This is a genomic window from Candidatus Poriferisodalis sp., from assembly GCF_965215815.1.
Classification (GTDB): Bacteria; Actinomycetota; Acidimicrobiia; order Acidimicrobiales; family Poriferisodalaceae; genus Poriferisodalis.
The window spans coordinates 874,954-895,044 of the sequence record NZ_CBDCEO010000013.1 but is presented as its reverse complement, the minus strand read 5'-3'; the positions used below and the strand labels follow the sequence as shown (position 1 = coordinate 895,044).

30 protein-coding genes and 2 pseudogenes are annotated in these 20,091 nt (G+C 65.8%); 28 read left to right on the top strand and 4 right to left on the bottom strand.

From position 1 onward, the window contains the following. Positions 1-2: 2 nt before the first annotated feature. The 26 genes and pseudogenes from rplB (at position 3) to ACOOHB_RS13825 (ending at position 13,619) form a co-directional block, all read left to right on the top strand. The gene (gene rplB, locus ACOOHB_RS13950) at positions 3-839 is read left to right on the top strand and encodes a 50S ribosomal protein L2 (RefSeq protein ID WP_420445440.1); all 837 of its coding nucleotides are present in this window, start codon (positions 3-5) and stop codon (positions 837-839) included. 4 nt (positions 840-843) lie between these two features. Further along, positions 844-1,125, top strand: a complete 282-nt coding sequence (gene rpsS / locus ACOOHB_RS13945) for a 30S ribosomal protein S19 (protein ID WP_420445439.1) — start codon at positions 844-846, stop codon at positions 1,123-1,125. Then, positions 1,122-1,805, top strand: a complete 684-nt coding sequence (gene rplV, locus ACOOHB_RS13940; protein ID WP_420445438.1) for a 50S ribosomal protein L22 — start codon at positions 1,122-1,124, stop codon at positions 1,803-1,805. The genes rpsS and rplV overlap by 4 nt, the downstream gene beginning before the upstream one ends. Positions 1,806-1,807: 2 nt before the next feature. Next, a complete protein-coding gene (gene rpsC, locus ACOOHB_RS13935) occupies positions 1,808-2,698 on the top strand; it encodes a 30S ribosomal protein S3 (protein WP_420445437.1) in 891 nt (296 codons plus the stop codon). Then, positions 2,698-3,114 (top strand): 50S ribosomal protein L16, encoded by a 417-nt coding sequence (rplP, locus tag ACOOHB_RS13930; protein ID WP_420445436.1) that lies wholly within the window; start codon positions 2,698-2,700, stop codon positions 3,112-3,114. The genes rpsC and rplP overlap by 1 nt, the downstream gene beginning before the upstream one ends. Beyond that, positions 3,114-3,344 (top strand): annotated as a pseudogene (gene rpmC, locus ACOOHB_RS13925) (50S ribosomal protein L29); the annotation flags it as partial. The gene rplP and the pseudogene rpmC, both read left to right, overlap by 1 nt. Before the next feature lie 65 nt (positions 3,345-3,409). Further along, positions 3,410-3,688, top strand: coding sequence for a 30S ribosomal protein S17 (gene rpsQ / locus ACOOHB_RS13920; RefSeq protein WP_420445435.1), 279 nt, complete (start codon positions 3,410-3,412; stop codon positions 3,686-3,688). Between the two features lie 30 nt (positions 3,689-3,718). Further along, entirely contained in the window at positions 3,719-4,087 is a 369-nt protein-coding gene (rplN, locus tag ACOOHB_RS13915) for a 50S ribosomal protein L14 (RefSeq protein ID WP_420445434.1), read from the top strand. A gap of 13 nt (positions 4,088-4,100) precedes the next feature. Then, complete coding sequence (gene rplX / locus ACOOHB_RS13910; protein WP_420445433.1) at positions 4,101-4,439, top strand: 50S ribosomal protein L24; 339 nt, start codon at positions 4,101-4,103, stop codon at positions 4,437-4,439. Between the two features lie 65 nt (positions 4,440-4,504). Then, a complete protein-coding gene (gene rplE, locus ACOOHB_RS13905; RefSeq protein WP_420446910.1) occupies positions 4,505-5,044 on the top strand; it encodes a 50S ribosomal protein L5 in 540 nt (179 codons plus the stop codon). Next, complete coding sequence (locus tag ACOOHB_RS13900) at positions 5,044-5,229, top strand: type Z 30S ribosomal protein S14 (RefSeq protein ID WP_420445432.1); 186 nt, start codon at positions 5,044-5,046, stop codon at positions 5,227-5,229. Before rplE ends, ACOOHB_RS13900 begins: the two co-directional genes overlap by 1 nt. Positions 5,230-5,242: 13 nt before the next feature. Then, positions 5,243-5,647 carry a 30S ribosomal protein S8 gene (gene rpsH / locus ACOOHB_RS13895; protein WP_420445431.1) on the top strand — a complete coding sequence of 135 codons (405 nt, stop codon included), beginning with the start codon at positions 5,243-5,245 and terminating at the stop codon, positions 5,645-5,647. A gap of 9 nt (positions 5,648-5,656) precedes the next feature. After that, the gene (gene rplF / locus ACOOHB_RS13890) at positions 5,657-6,226 is read left to right on the top strand and encodes a 50S ribosomal protein L6 (RefSeq protein ID WP_420445430.1); all 570 of its coding nucleotides are present in this window, start codon (positions 5,657-5,659) and stop codon (positions 6,224-6,226) included. Beyond that, the gene (gene rplR, locus ACOOHB_RS13885) at positions 6,223-6,582 is read left to right on the top strand and encodes a 50S ribosomal protein L18 (protein ID WP_420445429.1); all 360 of its coding nucleotides are present in this window, start codon (positions 6,223-6,225) and stop codon (positions 6,580-6,582) included. The genes rplF and rplR overlap by 4 nt, the downstream gene beginning before the upstream one ends. Then, positions 6,551-7,249 carry a 30S ribosomal protein S5 gene (rpsE, locus tag ACOOHB_RS13880; protein ID WP_420445428.1) on the top strand — a complete coding sequence of 233 codons (699 nt, stop codon included), beginning with the start codon at positions 6,551-6,553 and terminating at the stop codon, positions 7,247-7,249. Before rplR ends, rpsE begins: the two co-directional genes overlap by 32 nt. Next, positions 7,246-7,515, top strand: coding sequence for a 50S ribosomal protein L30 (rpmD, locus tag ACOOHB_RS13875; RefSeq protein ID WP_420445427.1), 270 nt, complete (start codon positions 7,246-7,248; stop codon positions 7,513-7,515). The genes rpsE and rpmD overlap by 4 nt, the downstream gene beginning before the upstream one ends. Continuing rightward, on the top strand, positions 7,499-7,990 hold the full coding sequence (gene rplO, locus ACOOHB_RS13870) for a 50S ribosomal protein L15 (RefSeq protein ID WP_420445426.1): 492 nt from the start codon (positions 7,499-7,501) through the stop codon (positions 7,988-7,990). Before rpmD ends, rplO begins: the two co-directional genes overlap by 17 nt. A gap of 9 nt (positions 7,991-7,999) precedes the next feature. Beyond that, on the top strand, positions 8,000-9,328 hold the full coding sequence (secY, locus tag ACOOHB_RS13865) for a preprotein translocase subunit SecY (RefSeq protein WP_420445425.1): 1,329 nt from the start codon (positions 8,000-8,002) through the stop codon (positions 9,326-9,328). Next, entirely contained in the window at positions 9,328-9,897 is a 570-nt protein-coding gene (locus ACOOHB_RS13860; protein WP_420445424.1) for an adenylate kinase, read from the top strand. The genes secY and ACOOHB_RS13860 overlap by 1 nt, the downstream gene beginning before the upstream one ends. Before the next feature lie 94 nt (positions 9,898-9,991). After that, a complete protein-coding gene (gene rpmJ, locus ACOOHB_RS13855; RefSeq protein WP_419554728.1) occupies positions 9,992-10,105 on the top strand; it encodes a 50S ribosomal protein L36 in 114 nt (37 codons plus the stop codon). 18 nt (positions 10,106-10,123) lie between these two features. Next, positions 10,124-10,501: a 30S ribosomal protein S13 gene (gene rpsM, locus ACOOHB_RS13850; protein ID WP_420445423.1), complete on the top strand. Its 378-nt coding sequence runs from the start codon at positions 10,124-10,126 to the stop codon at positions 10,499-10,501. After that, positions 10,498-10,887 (top strand): 30S ribosomal protein S11, encoded by a 390-nt coding sequence (rpsK, locus tag ACOOHB_RS13845; protein WP_420445422.1) that lies wholly within the window; start codon positions 10,498-10,500, stop codon positions 10,885-10,887. The genes rpsM and rpsK overlap by 4 nt, the downstream gene beginning before the upstream one ends. Position 10,888: 1 nt before the next feature. Continuing rightward, the gene (gene rpsD, locus ACOOHB_RS13840; protein ID WP_420445421.1) at positions 10,889-11,506 is read left to right on the top strand and encodes a 30S ribosomal protein S4; all 618 of its coding nucleotides are present in this window, start codon (positions 10,889-10,891) and stop codon (positions 11,504-11,506) included. A 27-nt stretch (positions 11,507-11,533) separates the two neighbouring features. Then, positions 11,534-12,535 (top strand): DNA-directed RNA polymerase subunit alpha, encoded by a 1,002-nt coding sequence (locus tag ACOOHB_RS13835; protein ID WP_420445420.1) that lies wholly within the window; start codon positions 11,534-11,536, stop codon positions 12,533-12,535. Between the two features lie 2 nt (positions 12,536-12,537). Continuing rightward, a pseudogene (gene rplQ, locus ACOOHB_RS13830) lies at positions 12,538-12,888 on the top strand (50S ribosomal protein L17); the annotation flags it as partial. 26 nt (positions 12,889-12,914) lie between these two features. Beyond that, positions 12,915-13,619 (top strand): RraA family protein, encoded by a 705-nt coding sequence (locus tag ACOOHB_RS13825; RefSeq protein ID WP_420445419.1) that lies wholly within the window; start codon positions 12,915-12,917, stop codon positions 13,617-13,619. A 37-nt stretch (positions 13,620-13,656) separates the two neighbouring features. On the opposite strand, the gene ACOOHB_RS13820 is transcribed toward ACOOHB_RS13825, so the two are convergent. From ACOOHB_RS13820 to ACOOHB_RS13805, 4 genes are all read right to left on the bottom strand, one after another. Then, positions 13,657-13,992, bottom strand: a complete 336-nt coding sequence (locus ACOOHB_RS13820; RefSeq protein ID WP_420445418.1) for a transcriptional regulator — start codon at positions 13,990-13,992, stop codon at positions 13,657-13,659. Continuing rightward, entirely contained in the window at positions 13,986-14,618 is a 633-nt protein-coding gene (locus ACOOHB_RS13815) for a hypothetical protein (protein WP_420445417.1), read from the bottom strand. The genes ACOOHB_RS13820 and ACOOHB_RS13815 overlap by 7 nt, the downstream gene beginning before the upstream one ends. Before the next feature lie 182 nt (positions 14,619-14,800). Continuing rightward, a complete protein-coding gene (locus tag ACOOHB_RS13810) occupies positions 14,801-15,739 on the bottom strand; it encodes an acyl-ACP desaturase (RefSeq protein ID WP_420445416.1) in 939 nt (312 codons plus the stop codon). A gap of 142 nt (positions 15,740-15,881) precedes the next feature. Beyond that, entirely contained in the window at positions 15,882-16,499 is a 618-nt protein-coding gene (locus tag ACOOHB_RS13805; RefSeq protein ID WP_420445415.1) for a superoxide dismutase, read from the bottom strand. Positions 16,500-16,604: 105 nt separating this feature from the next. Between ACOOHB_RS13805 and ACOOHB_RS13800 the strand changes: the two genes are divergently transcribed. Beyond that, positions 16,605-16,949 carry a hypothetical protein gene (locus ACOOHB_RS13800; protein ID WP_420445414.1) on the top strand — a complete coding sequence of 115 codons (345 nt, stop codon included), beginning with the start codon at positions 16,605-16,607 and terminating at the stop codon, positions 16,947-16,949. Between the two features lie 142 nt (positions 16,950-17,091). Continuing rightward, entirely contained in the window at positions 17,092-20,091 is a 3,000-nt protein-coding gene (locus ACOOHB_RS13795) for a M16 family metallopeptidase (protein WP_420445413.1), read from the top strand.

Genomic DNA, 20,091 nt, shown 5'->3' with positions numbered 1-20,091 from the left:
TCATGGGCATTCGAGTACGCAAACCGACAAGTCCAGGCCGGAGGTTCCAGACCGTCTCGGACTTTGCTGACATCACCGCAACCAAGCCCGAACGCTCGCTCATCGCCAAGCAGCACTCCACCGGCGGTCGAAACAGCTACGGCCGCAAGACCTCCCGCCACCGTGGCGGCGGTCACAAGCAGCGATACCGGGTGATCGACTTCCGCCGCAACAAGGACGGTGTGCCCGCCACGGTCGCCACCATCGAGTACGACCCCAACCGCAACGCACGCATCGCGTTGCTGCACTACCACGACGGCGAAAAGCGCTACATCCTGGCGGCAGCGGGACTGGAAGTCGGCGACAAGCTGGCCAACGGACCACAAGCAGAAGTGCGCGTCGGCAACGCCATGCCGCTGCGGTACGTGCCGGTCGGCACCACCGTTCACAACGTGGAGCTCAAGCCCGGCGGGGGCGGTCGCATGGCGCGTTCGGCAGGTTCCAGCGTGCAGCTCGTGGCCAAGGAAGGCGTGTACGCCACCTTGCGCCTGCCGTCCACCGAAATGCGCCGTGTGCCGATCGACTGCCGTGCCACGATCGGCTCGGTCGGAAACTCCGAGGCCGACCTCATCAAGATCGGCAAGGCGGGCCGGAACCGCTACAAGGGCGTCCGCCCACAGACCCGCGGCGTGGCCATGAACCCCGTCGACCACCCCCTCGGCGGCGGCGAGGGCAAGTCCTCGGGCGGCCGCCACCCGGTGTCGCCGTGGGGCAAGCCCGAAGGCCGCACCCGCCCCAAGAACCGCAAGTCCAACGACCTCATCGTCCGCCGCCGCCGGACGCGCGGGTCCCGGAGGTAGAACGATGCCGCGCAGTCTCAAGAAGGGCCCGTTCGTCGACGATCACCTGCTTTCCAAGGTGGACGCACTCAACGAGAGCGGCGAGCGCAAGGTCATCAGGACGTGGAGCCGGCGTTCCACGATCATCCCCGAAATGATCGGCCACACCATCGCCGTGCACGACGGGCGAAAGCACCTGCCGGTGTACGTGACCGAGTCGATGGTGGGCCACAAGCTCGGCGAATTCGCGCCGACGCGGACATTCAAGTTCCACGCCGGCCAGGAGCGGGGCGGTCGTCGGCGATGAGCGGCTTGATCGATCTGAACGTCATCGCTGGGGCAAGGGCGACGCACAAGTACGCGCGGCTGTCGGCATCGAAGGCTCGCGTCGTGCTCAACCTGGTCCGCGACGAGGACCTGGGACTGGCCCGCGACCGCCTGCGGTTCTGCGAGCGCGGTGCCGCCGAGGTCGTGTCCAAGGTGGTCGAGAGCGCGGTGGCCAACGCCACCAACAACGAGCAGCTCGACGCCGACGAGCTGTACGTGGCCGAGTGCTGGGCCGACGAGGGTCCCGTGCTGAAGCGGTGGCGCCCGCGGGCGAGGGGCCGCGCCACGCGTATTCACAAGCAGACCTGTCACATCACGGTGATCGTGGCGCAGCTCAGCTCTGAGGAATTGGAGTTGCGCGAGGCCCGCCTCGCGGCCTCGGGTGCTCAGACGCCCACCGCTGCCCGCGCTGCTCGCGTTGCCGCCAGCCGTGTTGCAGAAGATACCGATGAGGGCCAAGACGCTGAGCTCGAGGGCGCTGAGCTCGAAGACATCGTCGACGCGGCCGAAGCAGTCGCCGAGACCGAGGACGCCGCCGCCGAGACCGACGAAGTCTCCGCTGTTGCGACGGGCGATGTCAGCCCAGCCGATGAGATCGACCCCTCGACACAGACTGAAGCCGCCACCGACGACGCCACCGACCGCAAAGAAGGCAGCTAGCCATGGGTCAGAAGGTCAACCCGTACGGCTTCCGCTTGGGAATCACCACCGACTGGAAGTCGCGCTGGTACGCCGACAAGGAGTATCAGGACTATCTCATCGAGGATTGGAAGATCCGCGACTTCCTGCGGACCGAGCTGCCGCATGCTGCGATCAGCCGCATTGAGGTGGAGCGAACCCGCGACCGCCTACGCGTCGACGTGCACACAGCCCGACCGGGCATCGTCATTGGTCGCCGGGGGAGCGAGGCCGATCGCCTGCGCACCCAGCTCGGGAAGATCTCTGGCAATCCCAAGGTCCAGCTGAACATTCAGGAGATCAAGCAGCCCGAGCTTGAGGCGGCGCTCATCGCCCAGGGCATTGCCGATCAGCTGGCCGGCCGGGTCGCATTCCGGCGAGCCATGAAGCGTGCCGTGCAGAACGCCCAGAAGGCGGGCGCACTCGGGATCAGGGTGCAGTGCTCAGGCCGTCTGGGCGGTTCGGAGATGGCCCGCACCGAGTGGTACCGCGAGGGTCGTGTGCCACTGCACACACTGCGCGCCGATATCGACTATGGCTTCCGCGAAGCGCGCACTACAGCGGGACGCATCGGTGTGAAGGTGTGGCTCTACAAGGGCGACATCCTCCCCTACAAGGTCTCCTCTGATGAGCGCATCCACCGTGAGGCGGCCATGGCAACAGGGCAGACCTCAGGCGACGGTGCTCCTCCCGGAGGGGCGGTGTCATCGGCCGGCCGCCGGGGAGACGCCGAAGACCATCCGGAGGAGCCCCCCGCACCGCTGCTGCGCGAAGCCGATCCGGAGTTTGAGCGCCTGCTGGAAGAGGAAGAGCAGATCGAGCGGGCAACGCGCGACCAGTCCCAGACGCCCAACTTCAGGCCGGGAGACGACTGATGCTGATGCCCCGCAAGGTGAAGTATCGCAAGGCGCATCGCGGTCGTATGAAGGGCCGCACCAAGGGCGGCACGGCCGTGCACTTCGGCGACTTCGGCATTCAGGCACTCGAACCCGGCTGGATCACTGCCCGCCAGATCGAAGCGGCCCGTATCGCCATGACTCGTCATGTCAAGCGCGGCGGCAAGGTCTGGATCAACATCTTCCCTGACAAACCCGTCACGGCGAAGCCCGCGGAGACCCGCATGGGCTCGGGCAAGGGCAACCCCGAGAAGTGGGTGGCCGTGGTGAAGCCCGGTCGGGTGATGTTCGAGCTGGGCGGAGTGAACGCCGAGCTGGCTCACGGCGCCATGGAGCGCGCCATTCAGAAGCTGCCGGTGCGTGCACGGGTGATCTCCCGAGAGGAGGCCATCTGATGGCAAAGGCCGCGACGCTTCGCACGCTCTCGGACGATCAGCTGCTCGACGAACTCGACAGCGCAAAGCAAGAACTGTTCAACCTGCGCTTTGCGTTCGCCACCGGGCAGCTCGACAACTCCGCGCAGATGGCCGCGACCAAGCGCGACATCGCTCGCATTCACACCGTGCTGCGCGAACGCGAGATCGCCGCCGCCGACGTGCTGGCTGGCGCTTCGCAGGGCTCAGCCGCTGTGCTGGCTGGCGCTTCGCAGGGCTCAGCGGCGCAAGACGCAGCTTCGACAGGAGACCCCTCATGAGTACCGATACCTCTGAATCTGTCGAGCGCAACCGGCGCAAGGTGCGTGAGGGGATTGTCACTTCGACCAAGATGGACAGTACGGCGGTCGTGTCGGTGACCGAGCGCGTGCGGCACCCCCGCTACTTCAAGACTGTCCAGCGCACCAAGAAGCTGTACGTCCACGACCCCGCTGGAGACACACGTCCGGGTGACCGGGTGCGCGTCATGGAAACCCGACCGATCTCGAAGACCAAGCGCTGGCGCTTGGTGGAGATCGTCGAACGGGCTCGCTGAGCCCGCGGCGCCACAAGCACAGGGAATGCCATGATCCAGCAAGAGTCCAGACTCAAGATCGCCGACAATTCCGGCGCACGCGAGGTGCTGTGCATTCGCGTGCTCGGCGGCACGGGTCGGCGCTACGCCTCGATCGGCGATGTGTTCATTGCCACCGTGAAGGACGCCATTCCCGGCGCAGCGGTTCGCAAGGGCGACGTGGTGCGCTGCGTCGTCGTGCGCACTCGCAAGGAGCGCAGGCGCCCCGACGGCAGCTACATCCGCTTCGACGAGAACGCCGCGGTGCTCGTCGACGACAACCGCCAGCCACGCGGCACTCGTATCTTCGGTCCCGTCGGCCGCGAGCTGCGCGACAAGCGCTTCATGCGCATCGTGTCGCTCGCCCCTGAAGTTCTGTGATTGGGGTGACGTGATGCCGAGACAGCGAAACCAGCTGCCCCGCCTGCACGTCCGCAAGGGCGACACGGTGCGCGTGATTTCCGGCCCCGACAAGAGCCGGGAAGGCGAAGTCGTGTCAGTGGATGTGCAGCGACGCCGCATCACGGTCGAAGGCGTGAACGTCGGGCGCAAGCACCAGCGACCCTCCCAGCAGAACCAGGACGGCCAGATCATCGACTACCTGCTTCCGATCGACGCGTCGAACGTGGCAGTGGTGTGCCCGCGCACGGGCCAGCCGGGCCGTGTCGGCTTCCGCTTCGAAGGCGGGCGCAAGGTGCGTTACCACCGGGTTTCCGGGGAGGAACTGCCATGAGCGTGACCGAGGTCCAATCCGATCCCCAGTCCCTCGAAGGTGGCCCCGTGCGGCCCGAGCCCCGCATGAAGGTGCTCTACCGCGACACCCTGCGCGTCCAGTTGCAGACCGAACTCAGGCTTCCCAACATCATGCAGGTTCCCAAGCTGACGAAGATCAGCGTGAACATGGGCGTGGGCGCAGCGCTGACGAACCGGGCGCTGCTTGAAGGCGCCATCGACGACCTCAGCCGCATCAGCGGTCAGCGGCCGGCGATCACTCGGGCGAGGCGTTCCATCGCCGGATTCAAGCTACGCGAGGGCAACGCGATCGGGGCCCGGGTCACGATGCGCCGGGATCGGATGTGGGAGTTCTATGACCGTCTCGTGTCGCTGGCGATCCCGCGCATCCGGGACTTCCGCGGCCTGTCGCCGCGCAGCTTCGACGGGCACGGCAACTACACGTTCGGCATCACCGAACAGCTGGTCTTTCCAGAAATCGATTACGACAGCGTCAACCAAGTCCGGGGCATGGACATCACCCTCGTTACGTCGGCCGTCGACGACGAGGGCGGACGTGCCCTGCTGGTTGCACTCGGCTTCCCATTCCGACAGGGGCAGAACTGATGGCCAAGAAGGCACTCGTCAACAAGCAGCAGCGCACTCCCAAGTTCAAGGTGCGCGCGTACACGCGCTGCCGCGTGTGCGGTCGACCGCGGTCGGTATACCGCAAGTTCGGGCTGTGTCGAGTGTGCCTACGACGGATGGTCCATGCCGGCGAGGTGCCCGGCGTGACGAAGGCCAGCTGGTGAGGGAGGAGCGCACATGTCGATGACCGACCCCATTGCGGACATGCTCACTCGCATCCGCAACGCCAACATGGTGTTCAAGGACGAGGTAGCCATGCCGTCCTCGAAGCAGAAGGAGCGCCTCGCGGCGATCCTCAAGAGCGAGGGCTACGTAAGCGATTTCACGGTGGAAGATGCCGCCGACAGCCGCGCCCGTAAGCTCACGATCAACCTGAAGTACACCGGTGACCGGGATCGCACGATCTCGGGACTGCAGCGGATCTCCAAGCCCGGGCTACGGGTGTACACCAAGTCCGACAAGGTTCCCCGCGTGCTCGGCGGTCTCGGCATTGCCGTGCTGTCGACGAGCCGGGGCCTGATGACCGACCGCGAAGCCCGCCGCAACCGCATGGGCGGCGAAATCCTCTGTTACGTCTGGTAGGAGGCGACAATGTCACGTGTGGGCAAAACGCCCATCTCGATTCCCGACGGGGTGACGATCACGGCTCAGTCGGCCGCGGATGTCGCCGGCTCGGCGCCAGGCGAAGTGGTGACCGTCAGCGGACCGGGGGGCGAGCTGAGCCGGGAGCTGGCTACGGGCATCACGGTGCGCCTCGACAACGGCGAAGCAACCGTCGAACGTGCCGACGACAGCCGCTCGCAGCGGTCGCTGCATGGGCTCTGCCGGGCGCTGGTCGCCAACATGGTGCTTGGTGTGTCGCAGGGCTTTTCCAAGGAACTGCAGATCGTCGGCGTGGGTTACCGGGCAGCTGCCAAGGGGCCATCGTCGCTCGAGCTGTTGCTGGGATTCAGTCACACGGTGCCGGTGACCGCACCCGACGGCATCAGCTTCGAGGTTCCGAACCAGACATCGATCATCGTGAAGGGCATCGACAAGCAGCTCGTCGGGCAGGTCGCGGCCAACATCCGCGCGCTGCGCAAGCCCGAGCCCTACAAGGGCAAGGGCATCCGCTATGTCAACGAGCGCGTGCTGCGCAAAGCAGGGAAGGCGGCCAAGTGAGCGTTCCCACGAGGGCGGCTCGGCGCGATCGGCGCCGCTACCGCGTCCGCAAGAAGGTGGTGGGCACTGCGGAGCGTCCGCGCCTCTCCGTGTTCAGATCCAATCGGCACATCAGCGCCCAACTCATCGACGACGAAGCGTCGAACACGCTGGCCGCCGCGTCTACCCGCGAGCCTGGGCTGGCGGCGGCTGGCGGCGGCAATATCGCAGCCGCCGGCGAAATCGGTCGGCTCATCGCCGAGCGGGCCCGGGCGGCCGGCACCACCACGGTCACCTTCGACCGGGGCGGCAACCGTTACCACGGCCGCGTCGCGGCCCTTGCAGATGCTGCCCGCGAGGGCGGCCTGGAGTTCTGAGGGAGGACTTGTGACAGACGCACCAACCTCAGCGACACGACCGGAGCGAGAGCGCAGCGGCCACCGTCGCCCGCGCGACCGTCAGTTCGAAAATCCGCGCAACAGCGGCGATGACGGCTTACGCGAGTCGCGGGTCATCGACATCAACCGTGTGGCCAAGGTGGTCAAGGGTGGCCGCCGCTTCTCGTTCTCTGCGCTCGTCGTGATCGGCGACGGCGCAGGCCGGGTCGGGCTGGGCTACGGCAAGGCCAAGGAAGTGCCGCTGGCCATCCAGAAGGGCACCGAGGAGGCCCGCAAGAGCCTCTTCCAGGTGCCGCTCGCCGGGTCGACCATCATTCATCCCGTGCTGGGCGTCATGGGCGCCGGCAAAGTGCTGTTGCAGCCGGCGGCACCCGGTACAGGGGTCATCGCCGGCGGCGCGGCCCGGGCAATCCTGGAGGAGGCGGGCATCAGCGATGTGCTGGCCAAGTCCCTTGGATCGTCCAATCACATCAACGTGGCCCGCGCCACCATCGCGGGCTTGGCGGCGCTGAAGCGGCCCGACGAGGTGGCAAAGCTGCGCGGGCTGTCGCCCGAGGAGTGCATCCCCGCCGGTCTGCTGGAGGCGTACCGGGAGACCGAGCGCACTCTCAAGCTGAGCCAGGCCTCCAGAGGAGCCCGATCATGAATCCGCCCCCCATGAGCGACAGCAGCACGAAACAGATCGTGGTGACCCAGGTACGGTCAGGCATCGGAGCCAAGCCCAAGGCGCGCGGCGCCCTGCGGGCACTGGGGCTGGGCAAGATTGGCCGTAGCCATACCCTTCCGGATCGGCCCGAGATTCGCGGCATGCTTCGCAAGGTCAACCACTTGATCACAGTGCAAGAAGTGGCAGGGCAAGAGTTGACAGGACAGGAAGTGGCAGGGGAGGTCAGCGATGCTGAGACTGCATGACCTGGCCCCGCCGCCAGGAGCGAAGCGCAAGCGCAAGCGGGTGGCGCGCGGCACCAGTGGCAAGGGCGGCAAGACCGCAGGCCGCGGCACCAAGGGAACCCGCGCTCGCGGGACCGTGCCCATCTGGTACGAGGGCGGCCAGCTGCCGCTGCAAGTCCGCATTCCCAAGCAGAAGGGTTTCAAGAACCCGTTCCGCGTCGAGTACCAGCCGATCAATCTCGACACGCTCGAAGATTGCGGCCTCGACGAGGTGACGCCATCAGAACTGCTGGCCCGCGGCTTGGTGTCCAAGGGCGCCATGGTCAAGGTGCTTGGCCGCGGCGAGATCACCCGGTCCGTCTCGGTGAAGGCCCACGCGGTGTCCGGCTCGGCCCGCGAGGCCATCGAGGGCGCGGGCGGCAGCATCGAAATCCTGCCGCCCAACTTCGGCGGCCCTCGGCCACCCGCCCAGGGCAATCAGCACACCAATCGCTAGGGATTCATCGTGCTCGGCCACATGCGCAACATCTTCCGGATCGCCGATCTGCGCGGGAAGATCATGTTCACGCTGTTCATCATTGCGGCGTACAGGCTGGGCTCCCAGGTGCCGGTGCCGGGTATCGACTTCGATGCCATTGTGTCGCTGCGCGAGCAAGCCAGCTCCACCGGCGGCGTGCTGGCGCTGCTGAATCTGTTCTCGGGCGGTGCGCTCACCAACTTCGCGATCTTCGCGTTGGGGATCATGCCGTATATCACGGCGTCGATCATCATCCAGATCCTCACCGTGGCCATCCCGCGTTTCGAGCAGCTCCAGCAGCAGGGGGCAGTGGGCCAGCGGAAGCTGACCCAGTACACGCGTTACCTGACGCTGGGCATCGCCTTCGTGCAGGCCACGGGCATCACGTTCATCTTCGGCCGGGGCCAGGGGACGGCGCTCGGCAACACGGCGGGCGTCATCGTCATCCCCGACTTCACGTTCAACCGGGTGGCGTTGGTGATCCTGTCGCTGACGGCAGGCACGGCGCTGCTCATGTGGATGGGCGAGCTGATCAGCCAGCGGGGCGTCGGCAACGGCATGTCGCTGCTGATTTTCGCCTCGGTCGTGTCCACCATCCCCTTCGACGGGGCCCGCTTGCTGGCAGTGCAAGGCACGGTGTACCTCGCTGCGGCGGTCATCGTTGCCACGGGAATGATGGTGGCAATCATCTTCATCGAGCAGGGCCAGCGGCGCATCCCGGTGCAGTTCTCCCGTCGGCAGGTGGGACGTCGGCTCTATGGCGGGCAGAACACCTACATCCCGCTGAAGGTCAACCAGTCGGGCGTGATCCCGGTCATCTTCGCCAGCTCGATCCTGTTCCTGCCAGTGCTGCTGTCGAACGTGGCGAATTGGGGCTGGCTGCAGGTCGCGGTCGACGACTACCTCACCCAGCCCGACAATATCGCCTACATCCTGTTCTTCGGCGGGCTGATCGTCGGCTTCGCCTACTTCTATACGGCTATCTCGTTCGATCCGGTGCGCCAGGCCGACAACATCCGCAAGCAGGGCGGCTTCATTCCCGGCATCCGGCCCGGGCCACAGACCGAGCGCTACCTGTCCAAGGTGCTGAACCGCATCACACTGCCGGGTGCGCTGTTCATCGCCTTGGTGGCGCTGCTGCCCAGCGTGCTGTTGTCGCTCACAAGCGACCTCGATGCGTTGGGCTCCGGCGGGGCCGGTGCAGCTATCGGCTTCGGCGGGGTGTCGATCCTGATCGCCTCGGGCGTGGCGCTCGAGACCATGAAGCAGGTCGACAGCCAGTTGCTGATGCGCAACTATGAAGGGTTCCTGGCCTGATGTCCGACACCATCACCAGGCGCCTCGTCATTCTGGGCAAGCAAGGCGCCGGCAAGGGCACCCAGTGCAAGCTGCTCGTCGAGCGCTACGGCGTGGCGCACATCTCAACGGGCGACATACTGCGAACTGCGGCGGCTGCTGGCACCGAGCTGGGACGCCAGGCGAAAGAACTCATGGATGCGGGTGAGCTCGTCGGCGACGAGTTGATCCTGGGCATCGTGGCCCAACGGCTCACCGAGCCTGACACCACTGCTGGCATCTTGCTCGACGGCTTTCCTCGCACCGAGGCCCAGGCCGACGGTCTGTTCGCGCTGCTCGCGCCGCACTCCGTCGAACGGGCCATCGATCTCGACGTGCCTGATGAAGTGGTGACCCAGCGCATGCTGGATCGGGGCCGAGCCGACGACACACCGGAGGCAATTGCCCGCCGGTTGGAGCTGTACGAGGCGGAAACGTCACCATTGCGAAAGCTGTTTGCCGACCGGGGCGTGCTCGTCACGGTTGACGGCCTCGGCACTCCCGCACAGGTCCATGGCCGCATCGTGGCCGCGATTGAGGGGGCACCGTGAGCTTGCGTGGCGGCTATACAAGCCGCATTATCCGCATCGTTGATGCCATCGAGGCCCCTATACTTGCTCGCTCGCCTAAAGCGCAGGTCACCCGATGAAAGTCCGTCCGAGCGTCAAAAAGATCTGCGACAAGTGCCGCATAATTCGCCGTCACGGGCGGATTCGGGTGATCTGCCCGAACCCGCGGCACAAACAGCGACAAGGCTGAGACAGGAGTCCCGTATCGATGGCCCGAATCGCTGGCGTCGACATACCGCGTGAGAAGCGTGTCGAGATCGCTCTCACCTACATCTATGGCGTTGGCCGCTCGGCCAGCCAGAAGATCTGCGAAGACTTGAACATCGCTGAGCGCACCCGCGTGCGCGACCTGACCGACGCCGAGGTGGCCCGCATCCGCAACCACATCGACGCCAACCTCACGGTCGAAGGCGACCTGCGGCGCGACGTGGCCCAGGACGTCAAGCGGAAGATCGAGATCGGCTGCTACCAGGGTGTCCGACACCGCCGCGGACTGCCGGTGCGGGGTCAGCGGACACACACGAACGCACGCACTCGCAAGGGTCCGCGCAAGACGGTGGCGGGCAAGAAGAAGGTGCGCAAGTGAATCAGCAGCCCCGGCGCGGACGGCGCAAGGAGCGCAAGAACGTCGGCGACGGCGTGGCGCACATCAAGAGCTCGTTCAACAACACGATCATCACCTTCACGGACCTGCAAGGAAACGTGGTGTCGTGGGCGTCGGCAGGCAATGCCGGCTTCAAGGGCTCTCGCAAGTCCACGCCGTTCGCTGCGCAGCAGGCCGCAGAGCAAGCCGCCGAGCGTGCCATGGAGCACGGGGTGCGGCGGGTGCACGTACACGTGAAGGGTCCCGGCTCGGGCCGCGAGACCGCTATCCGCTCCATCCAGAATTCCGGCATAGAGATCAAGGGCATCCGCGACATGACGCCGGTGCCTCACAACGGCTGCCGTCCTCCGAAGCGTCGGAGGGTCTGAGATGTCTCGCTATACGGGTCCCAAGGCGCGCGTCTCGCGGCGTCTCAACACCAATATCTGGGGTACCGCGGGCGAGACGAAGGCGCTTGACCGCCGGCCGTATCCGCCTGGCGAGCACGGTCGTGGCAGGCGCCGCAGCCAGAACTCAGAGTTCCTCATGCAGCTGCAGGAGAAGCAGAAATGCCGCTTCACCTATGGGATGACGGAGCGGCAGTTCCGTAACGCCTACGAAGAAGCAGCCCGCCAACGAGGGGTCACTGGCGAGAACCTGCTGCGCCTCCTCGAGCTGCGCCTCGACAACATCGTGTACCGAGCCGGCTGGGCAGCGACTCGCCCGCAGGCCCGTCAATTCGTCAGCCACGGCCATATCGATGTCAACGGACGCCGGGTGAATATTCCCAGCTTCCGGGCTCGCAAGGGCGACGTGATCGAGCTGCGGTCGAAGGCCCGTGAGATCGTCACCGTCCGCTGGAATCTCGACGTACTGGACCGCACTCCGCCCGTCTGGCTGGAGGCGAGCGACGGAGACCAGCGTGTCACCGTGCGCGAGCTGCCGATCCGGGAACAGATCGAGATCCCGGTGCGCGAGCAGCTCATCGTCGAGCTCTACAGCAAATAGCCACCAACCGCCCACGAAGGGGTCAACGTGTCCATTTCCGACACCTTGGTCATGCACCGACCGACCATCGACATTCTCGGCGAACCCGAGGGCAATCGCCAGCGTTTTGCCATCGGCCCGCTGGAGCCCGGCTTCGGGCACACGCTGGGCAACTCGTTGCGACGCACGCTGTTGTCGTCGATTCCCGGCGCAGCCGTCACGCAGGTCCGTTTCGATGAAGCGCTGCACGAGTTCACGACCATCGAGGGCGTCGTTGAAGACGTCACCGACATGATCCTGAATCTCAAGGACGTGGTTCTGCGCTGCCACAGCGACGAGCCTGTGGCAGTACGCCTCGACGAGCGTGGCGTGGGCCCTGTGCTGGCAGGACACGTCGACTGGGGCGTCGACGTCGAGTGCCTGACGCCGGACCTGCACATCGCGACGCTCGGCGAAGGTGCCCGCTTGGCGATGGACCTCACCGTCGAGCGCGGATGGGGCTACGCGGCGCCCGAGAGCGACCGTGCCGGTGCCACGATCGGCGTCATCCTCATGGACGCCCTGTTCAGCCCGGTGCGGCGCGTGGCGGTCGAAGTCGAACCGGTGCGCGTGGAGCAGTCCACCGATTTCGACCGGCTCGTGCTCGACATCGAGACCGATGGCGCGATGAGCCCTCGTGAGGCGCTTGCGTCGGCCGGCGACACCCTGTGCCGGTTGATGCTCATGATCGCGGAGCTGTCACCCGAGCGCTTGGGACTCGAAATCGCCGATGTGATCGTCGGCGACGGTCGGGCCAGCGATCTGGAACGACCCATTGAGGACTTGGGCCTGTCCGAGCGTGCCCGTAACTGCCTCAAGCGTGCGCAGTTCAACACGATCGGCGAGCTGCTCGATCAGTCCGTCGATGAGCTCATGACCGTCCCGAACTTCGGCCAGAAGTCCCTTGACGAGGTCATCGAGAAGCTCGACGAACGCGGCTTGGCGCTTCGGGGCATGCGCCCGTCAGCTGAGGTCACCCAAGAGCAGGCCGAGCCTGCGGCGGTCAGCTGACCGTGCCGGCACCCACGAAGGGTCGACGCCTCGGCGGCAGCGCCGGCCACCAGCGCGCCATGCTTGCGAATCTGGCGGCGTCGCTCTTCGCGGCAGAGGCCATCGAGACCACCCAAGCCAAGGCCAAAGCGCTGCGGCCGTTTGCCGAGAAGCTCATCACCAAGGCCCGCAGGGGCGGCTTAGCGCGGCATCGCCAGATCATCGCCAGCCTTAACGGCGACCAGGAGATGGCGCAGAAGCTGATCGACGAGATCGGTCCGCGCTATGAAGGGCGCCCGGGCGGCTACACGCGAATCCTCAAGCTGGGCCCGCGCCGCGGTGACAACGCCCCTATGGCGCTCATCGAGCTGGTCTAGCCCGGTTCACGAGGCACCCGGTCATGGCCGCCGACCCGCTGAGCCCCGACGTTCTCGATGCCTTGCGGGCGCTTGACACTCCCACGGTCTGCAACGCGCTCGAGATTGCTGCGCCGCACCGCCGTGCCTATGGCTACACGACCTCGCCATTGGTGTGCCCGAACCCAGATGCACCGCCCATGGTCGGCTATGCCCGGACGGGCACGATCCGCGCGAACGCACCGTCGGGCCGCTCCGGCGATGAGGATCTGGCGGTCCGAGTCGGCTACTACCGCCACATGGCCGAGGGCCCCCAGCCCACCATCACGGTCGTCTCCGACATCGACGCATCCCCGGGCTATGGCGCGTGGTGGGGCGAGGTGAACAGCAGCATCCACGCCGGTCTGGGCTCGCTCGGCGTCATCACCAACGGCTCCATCCGAGACCTGGGGGACTGGGCACCCGGCTTCGGCGCTCTCGCCGGCTCCATCGGTCCCTCCCATGCGTGGGTTCACGTTGTTGAGTTCGCGGTGCCCGTGACCATCCACGGCATGTCGGTGCGACCGGGTGATCTCATCCACGCCGACCGGCACGGCGCTGTCGTGGTGCCACCGGAAGCCGCTGCCGGTGTGCCCGAGGCCGCCGCTCGCATTGCCGCTGCCGAGCGTGTTCTTATCGATGCCGCCCGAAACGACGGCTTCACCATCGACCAACTCACGAGCCTGCTCGACCCCAAGGGCGATCACTAGCCCTCAACCCTGCCGGGGGGCCGCACGGTGAGTCCGTTCAGGGCCGCCCACCGACGCCGAGCGCCCGTTCGAGGTTCAACAAGTACTCAGCGAACGCATGGCGCCCCACCGCTGTCGCTTGGACCCACGTGCGCGGCTTGACGCCGTGGAACTCCTTGGTGATCGCCACGTACTCCACGTCTTGGAGTTTTCGCAAGTGGGTCGTGAGGTTGCCCGGCGTCAATTCCAGATGCTTCTGCACGAATCCATACGCGAGGGGGTCCGTCGCGTCCACTGAGACAAGCAACGACATGATGCGCAGCCGGGTCGGCTGGTGGATGGTCTCGTTGAGGACGAATGCACCGTTATCGGGCACTTCGCCGGTGTTTACCATTCGCCGGTCCTGCGAACCCAGACGAACGTGGCAGCAAGCAACGCAAGCATCGCGATTCCGGAGATCGCTGGAGCGATGTCATCGAAGATGTAGTGCGGAACGTAGAACGACACGGCGTAGCCCAAGCCGAACACCGCAATCACAGGCCTGTGCAAGATGCCGAACAGCACGTATCCGAGTGCGATGACACCCACCAGGACGTACGGGATGGTTTCGGCACGGGTCTCGTTCCACAGTCCTGCCGCTCCCGGCAAGAGTCCCGCCGCCGTCACGACGGCCATCCAGTAGAGAAACACCCGGATTCCAGCGTTCTGCATGGCGGCGCCCGTCGACAGGGCTCGGCCGGCGCGGTAGCCGATGGTCATGCTCCCGACCATGCCCACCGCCGAGAAGCCGATCCACAACGGTCCCGGAAACCACGGCCAACGATCCGCGAAGTCCTCCGCGAACGTCGAGATGGCGTACTGGGCGAGGTACGCAGCCGAGATGATTCCGGCCCACATCAGCAGTATCGCCGTGCTCCCCGCGGTGTACATGGCCCCGCGGGCGTCGTGGATGGTGGCCTGAATGGTCTGCCACCCCTCCTCGGTGCTCAGCACGGCCGTGTCGTCGTTGTCTGACATCATCGGGCTCTCCTCTGCTGCGATGCAAACTAGTTTGTAGCACAAACTAGTTGAGAGCACGACCACACACAAGTGCAATCTCTCGGCACCCCAGTCCAACGATCAAGCCGGCCGCACTCTTGTTGCGTCGGCACCCTGGCGGAACGCAGCGGCCGCCTAACGCCGAGCGACAGGTGCGTCGAGAGCTATTGCAGCAGTGCCGTGTCTCGGCCCAGCGATCTCCGTGCTTCGGCGTAGCGCTCGCCGAGGCGCTGTCCCACCCGGCCGATCCGATCGATCAGCTTCATGAGCCGGTCGCGGGCCGCCTCGGCAATGCCGGACAGCTCCGTCAACCCCGGCAGATTCCAGTCCCGCAACACGACGGGCTGAAGGATCTGGTCATGATGAATCGACAGGTCGTAGATCCCGGCCTCGGCGATGATGCGCGCGTGGTTGTCGAAGTCGGTGATTCCCATCCCGGGCATGGCAAAGCCCTTCACCTGGTTGGCGATGGCGACCACCGCGCTGGAGGGATCCATCTCGACGGCGGCGCTCATCACATCCCGATAGAAGAGGAAGTGCAGATTCTCATCGAAGGCGACCCGGCGCATGATGGCCTTGCCAGCGGGGTCGTCGATGTGGCGCCCTGTGTTGAAGTGCGCAATTCGGGTTGCCAATTCCTGCAGTGTCACGTAGGCAAGGCCCTCCAGGATGCCGGGGGGTTCGGGCACCTGCCCGCACTGCACCATTGCCATGCGGGCCCGCTCCAATGCCACTGGATCCAGGGCGCGGGTGACAGACAGATAGTCGTAGATCACCCGGCCATGCCGCCCCTCTTCCGCGGTCCAGCGGCGCACCCACTCGCCCCAAGCGCCGTCTCGGCCGAACAGCCGCTCGCTGTCACGGAAGTAGTAGGGCAGGTTCTCCTCGGTGAGCACGTTCACGAACAGGGCGCTGCGAGCCTCTTGGGTGAGATTTGCCTCTTCGGGTGACCATTCGTAGTCAGGCCCAAAATCTTTGCCGCGGCTCCACGGCACTAGCGCGTGGGGATGCCACTCCTTGGTCTGCCGAAGGTGGCGCTCAAGCAGTTGCTCTACGGTCGGTTCAAGGTCGGCAAGCGACCGGACATCGGCTTCTACAGACATCGGGCATCGCCAATCAGTATTCGAAGCTCAGCCTAACGACCTGCGGCGCCGCTGCAGGACACGAGCCAGAGGAAATCTCGGCGTCAGTTCAACCTCGACCACCGGCGCTCATCTCCTCCAATGGCGGAAGGGAGCGGTTGAGCTAGGCGCGGGTGCGCAGGGCTGCGGCGTAGTTGGCCGATGCGAACTCCCAGCTGACCAGGTGCTCGACAAAGGCGTCCACATAGGCGGCACGGGCGTTCTGGTAGTCGAGGTAGTAGGCGTGCTCCCACACGTCGATGACCAGCAGCGGTGTCAGCCCGTCCGTCAAAGGCGTCTGTGCATCGTCGGACTGGACGATGCGCAGGGCGCTCGGCCCCGCACTCGTACCGTCGAACACCAGCCAGCCCCAGCCCGAAGCGAAGTTCCCGACCGTCCCGGCGGCGAATTCGTCCCGGAAGGCGTCCACGCTTCCGAAGCTCGCTGCCAGCGCCGCCGCTAGGTCGCTATCAGGCTCACCGCCACCGCCCGGGGACATCGACTGCCAGTAGAAGTCGTGATTCCACGCCTGCGCGGCAGCGTTGAACAGGCTGCCCGCTGGCAGCGAACGCACCAGTTCGGGGAGCGGTCGGCCTTCGTCAGGCGTGCCCGCAACCCCATCATTCACCGCCCGCACATAGGCGGCGTGGTGCTTGCCGTAGTGGAAGCTGATGGTGCGCTCGCTGATGTGCGGAGCCAGCGCATCGGGCGCGTATGGAAGGTCTGGAAGCTGAATCGTCATGTGAGAGTCACGTGATCACCGGCCCGGGTGAGTATGCCAGCGGTCACGGCAACTTCCCCCGGGTTAGCGTCCAAAGCACTGCCTAACGCGCCGGTATGGTGCGGCGTGCGCTTGGTCGGCATCTATGACGCAGACGGATCTCTGGCCGGTGAGCTCCGCTACGCATTCGACAAGCTCACGGGCCGCAGCAGTTGCGCCTTGTGTGACATCACGCACGGCTGGAATCCGATGGGTTCACGTCGGTGGAAGCAGGCCTGCGCGGCCTCGCCGGTCGACCTCGAACTCGTCCACCGCGACGATGCCGCCGCCGAACAGCTTGCAGCAGCCTCGGCGCTGCCGAGCATCGTTGCCCACGATGGCGAGGGCTGGAGCGAAGCCCTCACTACCGCTGACATCGCTGGTTACAAGGACTCACCCGAGGCCTTGCTCGCTCGGCTTGAGCAGCTGTGAAGAACGGTCACTTGCACGCCAGTGCGCCCTATAGCCACGAGCGAGAAATGCCGATACCGTCCTGTGCCGCTCGTCTGCTGTGCTGCGGCTCCCTCGCCGCGCACGCAGCATTGCTCAACTCGTCCGAAAGGCGACTCAGCCAATGAACACCACCTCTTGGCGCAGGCTGTTCGTAGCCCTGCTTGTCTCCGTGTTGCTGGCGGCGGCCTGCGCACCCGACGCTCCCGACGCGGTCCCCGCTCCCGACGAGGCCGACGACGAAATGTCCGAAGTCCACGAGGAGGCTCCCGAGACCCCCGCTGAGCCCGAAGAGACCGACGAGCCCCCCCCGGCAGAGGAACCGGAGCCCGCCGACGAGCCGGAGCCCATCGGCGATCCGGTCGATCTGGGTGAGTTCAACAACTACGAACCCGCCGATCCGGATGCGGCGCTGTTGCCGGTCGACTCGAACGTTCTGATCGACGAGCTCCCGAACGGCCTCACCTACTACCTGCGGTCGAACGACTCGCCCGGCGAGGCCGTCGTCATGCACCTGGTCGTCGACGCAGGCGGGGTGCAGGATCCCGATGGGGCTGAGGGTGCCGCGCACTTCTTGGAGCACATGATGTTCAACGGGACGGAGCGGTTCTCCAAGAACGAGATCGATCAGGTGCTGCGCGACTTCGGTACCGACTTCGGCGCCGACCTGAACGCTTTCACCAGTCCGGACGAGACCGTCTACATCCTGGACTTCCAGCTTGACGATCCCGAGGCGCTCGACCTTGCGTTCACGGTGCTGTCGGAGTGGGCGTCGGCTGCCACGATTTACTCCGATGACGTCGAGGAAGAACGGGGCATCATCCTCGATGAGTACCGGCTGCGAGACGAGTCGGCATCGGGCCGGATCTCGAACTTCCTTGATGCGATCTACTACAAGGGCACCGTCTATGAGGGCATGCTGATCGGGGGCAGCGAGGAGTCCATCTCGTCGGTCACCGCCGCACAGCTCCGTGACTTCTACGAAATCTGGTACCGGCCCGACAACATGGCCGTGGTCGTAGTGGGCGACCTGCCGGTCACGCAAATGGAGCAGCTGGTTGTCGAGCACTTCGGAGACTGGGCCGCACGTACCGATGCTGCGCCGGCTCAGCCGGACCGAAACGCGTTCACCGTGGAATTCGTGACCGAGCCGGTTACCGGCGTCGTCACCCACCCTGACCATGGAGCCATCTATGTATCGCTGGATTGGCAGCTGCCGGCATGGCCTGCTGGCACCGTCGGCGGCGAGCGGCTGCGGCTCATGGAAACCCTCATCACACGGATGCTCGACATCCGCTTGGACGCCGCGCACCGAGCGGGTTTGATGTCCCAAGCGACCGAGCCACACATCGGTACGTTCGCGGCGGCCCGGGGACTGCGCCTGGTCGGCACCAACTACCAGGGCTCGGATCTGGTGCAGGCGACCACCGACTATCTCGCGGTCGTGGAAGGGGCGGCTCACTTCGGCTTTAGGCCCGATGAGCTTGACCAGGCCGTCAGCGCCATCCGCACGTCGCTTGGGTTCCAGCTTGAGAGCGAGGAGACCCGCCAGGACAACGAGTACGCGTTCGGCTACGTCGACCACTTCCTCTCGGGAGACGACATCTCGTCAACCGCGGACCGGGTCAAGCGCCTGGGGGCTCTCCTGGGCACCTACTCAGTCAACGAGCTGACTGCGCATCTGCGCTGGGTGCTGGACAAGGCGCCGCCGCTCGTCGTGTCGATCGGACCCGATCCATCCCAGGTGCCAACCGCGGAAGAGCTCCTCGCAGCGGTCGAAGCCGTGGTGCCGCTGGCGCCGCCGGCGGCTGAAGAGGCGGTTGACGTCCTGATGCAGGCGCCGGAACCGGTCGCTCCCTCGCGGCAAGCCGCGTTGGGCCTGTTCGAGGACGCGTACGAATGGGAGTTCCCCAACGGCGCCCGTGTCGTGTTCGCGCCATCGGACATCGCGGCTGGCGAGGTGAACGTCTTAGCGGAGGGCTTGGGCGGCTGGTCGACGTTGTCGCAGGGAGACTCGGCGCTAGTCCGACATGCGGTCGGAGCAGTTGCCTCCAGCGGCGTGGGGAATGCCTCCGCGACTCAGCTGGACGAGTACCTCGCCAACACGACGGCCAGGGTCAGCCCCTTCATCGGCGAGTTCTCCGAGGGATTCTCCGGCGCGACGGGATCTGATGACCTCGAGGCCCTGTTCACGCTGATGCACCTGTACATCACCGCGCCCCGCATCACCGACGTGGCGGTCAACGAGCAGGTCCAGGCCATGGCGACGCGGCTCGCGAATGCCGAGACGTTCCCGCAGTGGATCTCGGAGTTGGCGCTGCTCGACGCGCTCTATCAGGACAGCCCGTGGTACCAGTTCATTGCCACGCAAGCCCAGATCGACGCCACGACGACGACGTCTCTGCTCGGCCTGTATGAAGCGCGGTTGAGCGACGTGGACGATCTGGTTGTGGCAGTTGTCGGCGATATCGACCGTGCCACCGTGGCCGACTTGGCGGCGCGCTACATCGGAACCCTGCCGTCGGGCGACTCCGACACGTTCGAGAACCACCGTCCGGGCTTCCCATCCGGCGTCCGGCGCATCACGATCGCGGTCGACGCTGATGCCGGCGCGGCGGGCTTCGACCTCATGTTCGGCGCTGAAGCACCGATCACCACCGAGAGCTCGGTGATTGCCGACGTGACTGCTGCGGTCATCAACGACCTGCTCACCGTGCGGGTGCGCGAGGAGCTCGGCGACGCCTACGCCGTCGGGGCATCAGTGTCGCCGAACGACGCGGTGGGAACCTGGGAGGCACGCATCTACTCCACCGGTGCGTCGGAGGGCCTCGAGGCCGGTCGCGCTGAAGTCATCGAGCTCCTCACCGAGTTGATCGCCGACGGTCCCACAGAGCGCGATCTCGCCCAGGCGCTCGCAGTCGTCCGCGACAACTACGTGCTGGAATCCAATTTGCTGATCATCAACCCCCTCCTGCGGCGTCACCATCTCGACGACGCAGACGTGGGCACACCTGCTCAGCGACGCCAAGCGCTTAACGAGGTGACGGCGGACGACGTGCAGCAGTACGCCGCTGCGCTGTTCAACCTCGACAACCGCATCGAGGTGTTCCGTACCGCCGAGTGA

Excerpts from the sequence above, each read along its gene's own strand:
- rplN (WP_420445434.1), top strand. The coding sequence starts at position 3,719 with ATGATCCAGCAAGAGTCCAGACTCAAGATCGCCGACAATTCCGGCGCA.
- ACOOHB_RS13795 (WP_420445413.1), top strand. The coding sequence starts at position 17,092 with ATGAACACCACCTCTTGGCGCAGGCTGTTCGTAGCCCTGCTTGTCTCC.
- rpsH (WP_420445431.1), top strand. The coding sequence starts at position 5,243 with ATGTCGATGACCGACCCCATTGCGGACATGCTCACTCGCATCCGCAAC.
- ACOOHB_RS13815 (WP_420445417.1), bottom strand. The coding sequence starts at position 14,618 with ATGATGTCAGACAACGACGACACGGCCGTGCTGAGCACCGAGGAGGGG.
- rplV (WP_420445438.1), top strand. The coding sequence starts at position 1,122 with ATGAGCGGCTTGATCGATCTGAACGTCATCGCTGGGGCAAGGGCGACG.
- ACOOHB_RS13805 (WP_420445415.1), bottom strand. The coding sequence starts at position 16,499 with ATGACGATTCAGCTTCCAGACCTTCCATACGCGCCCGATGCGCTGGCT.
- rplO (WP_420445426.1), top strand. The coding sequence starts at position 7,499 with ATGCTGAGACTGCATGACCTGGCCCCGCCGCCAGGAGCGAAGCGCAAG.
- rplX (WP_420445433.1), top strand. The coding sequence starts at position 4,101 with ATGCCGAGACAGCGAAACCAGCTGCCCCGCCTGCACGTCCGCAAGGGC.
- rpsQ (WP_420445435.1), top strand. The coding sequence starts at position 3,410 with ATGAGTACCGATACCTCTGAATCTGTCGAGCGCAACCGGCGCAAGGTG.
- rpsD (WP_420445421.1), top strand. The coding sequence starts at position 10,889 with ATGTCTCGCTATACGGGTCCCAAGGCGCGCGTCTCGCGGCGTCTCAAC.
- rplB (WP_420445440.1), top strand. The coding sequence starts at position 3 with ATGGGCATTCGAGTACGCAAACCGACAAGTCCAGGCCGGAGGTTCCAG.
- rpsS (WP_420445439.1), top strand. The coding sequence starts at position 844 with ATGCCGCGCAGTCTCAAGAAGGGCCCGTTCGTCGACGATCACCTGCTT.
- rpsE (WP_420445428.1), top strand. The coding sequence starts at position 6,551 with ATGCTGCCCGCGAGGGCGGCCTGGAGTTCTGAGGGAGGACTTGTGACA.
- rpmJ (WP_419554728.1), top strand. The coding sequence starts at position 9,992 with ATGAAAGTCCGTCCGAGCGTCAAAAAGATCTGCGACAAGTGCCGCATA.
- ACOOHB_RS13825 (WP_420445419.1), top strand. The coding sequence starts at position 12,915 with ATGGCCGCCGACCCGCTGAGCCCCGACGTTCTCGATGCCTTGCGGGCG.
- rpsC (WP_420445437.1), top strand. The coding sequence starts at position 1,808 with ATGGGTCAGAAGGTCAACCCGTACGGCTTCCGCTTGGGAATCACCACC.
- ACOOHB_RS13820 (WP_420445418.1), bottom strand. The coding sequence starts at position 13,992 with ATGGTAAACACCGGCGAAGTGCCCGATAACGGTGCATTCGTCCTCAAC.
- rplP (WP_420445436.1), top strand. The coding sequence starts at position 2,698 with ATGCTGATGCCCCGCAAGGTGAAGTATCGCAAGGCGCATCGCGGTCGT.
- ACOOHB_RS13900 (WP_420445432.1), top strand. The coding sequence starts at position 5,044 with ATGGCCAAGAAGGCACTCGTCAACAAGCAGCAGCGCACTCCCAAGTTC.
- rpsM (WP_420445423.1), top strand. The coding sequence starts at position 10,124 with ATGGCCCGAATCGCTGGCGTCGACATACCGCGTGAGAAGCGTGTCGAG.
- rpmD (WP_420445427.1), top strand. The coding sequence starts at position 7,246 with ATGAATCCGCCCCCCATGAGCGACAGCAGCACGAAACAGATCGTGGTG.
- rplF (WP_420445430.1), top strand. The coding sequence starts at position 5,657 with ATGTCACGTGTGGGCAAAACGCCCATCTCGATTCCCGACGGGGTGACG.
- ACOOHB_RS13810 (WP_420445416.1), bottom strand. The coding sequence starts at position 15,739 with ATGTCTGTAGAAGCCGATGTCCGGTCGCTTGCCGACCTTGAACCGACC.
- rplE (WP_420446910.1), top strand. The coding sequence starts at position 4,505 with ATGAAGGTGCTCTACCGCGACACCCTGCGCGTCCAGTTGCAGACCGAA.
- ACOOHB_RS13860 (WP_420445424.1), top strand. The coding sequence starts at position 9,328 with ATGTCCGACACCATCACCAGGCGCCTCGTCATTCTGGGCAAGCAAGGC.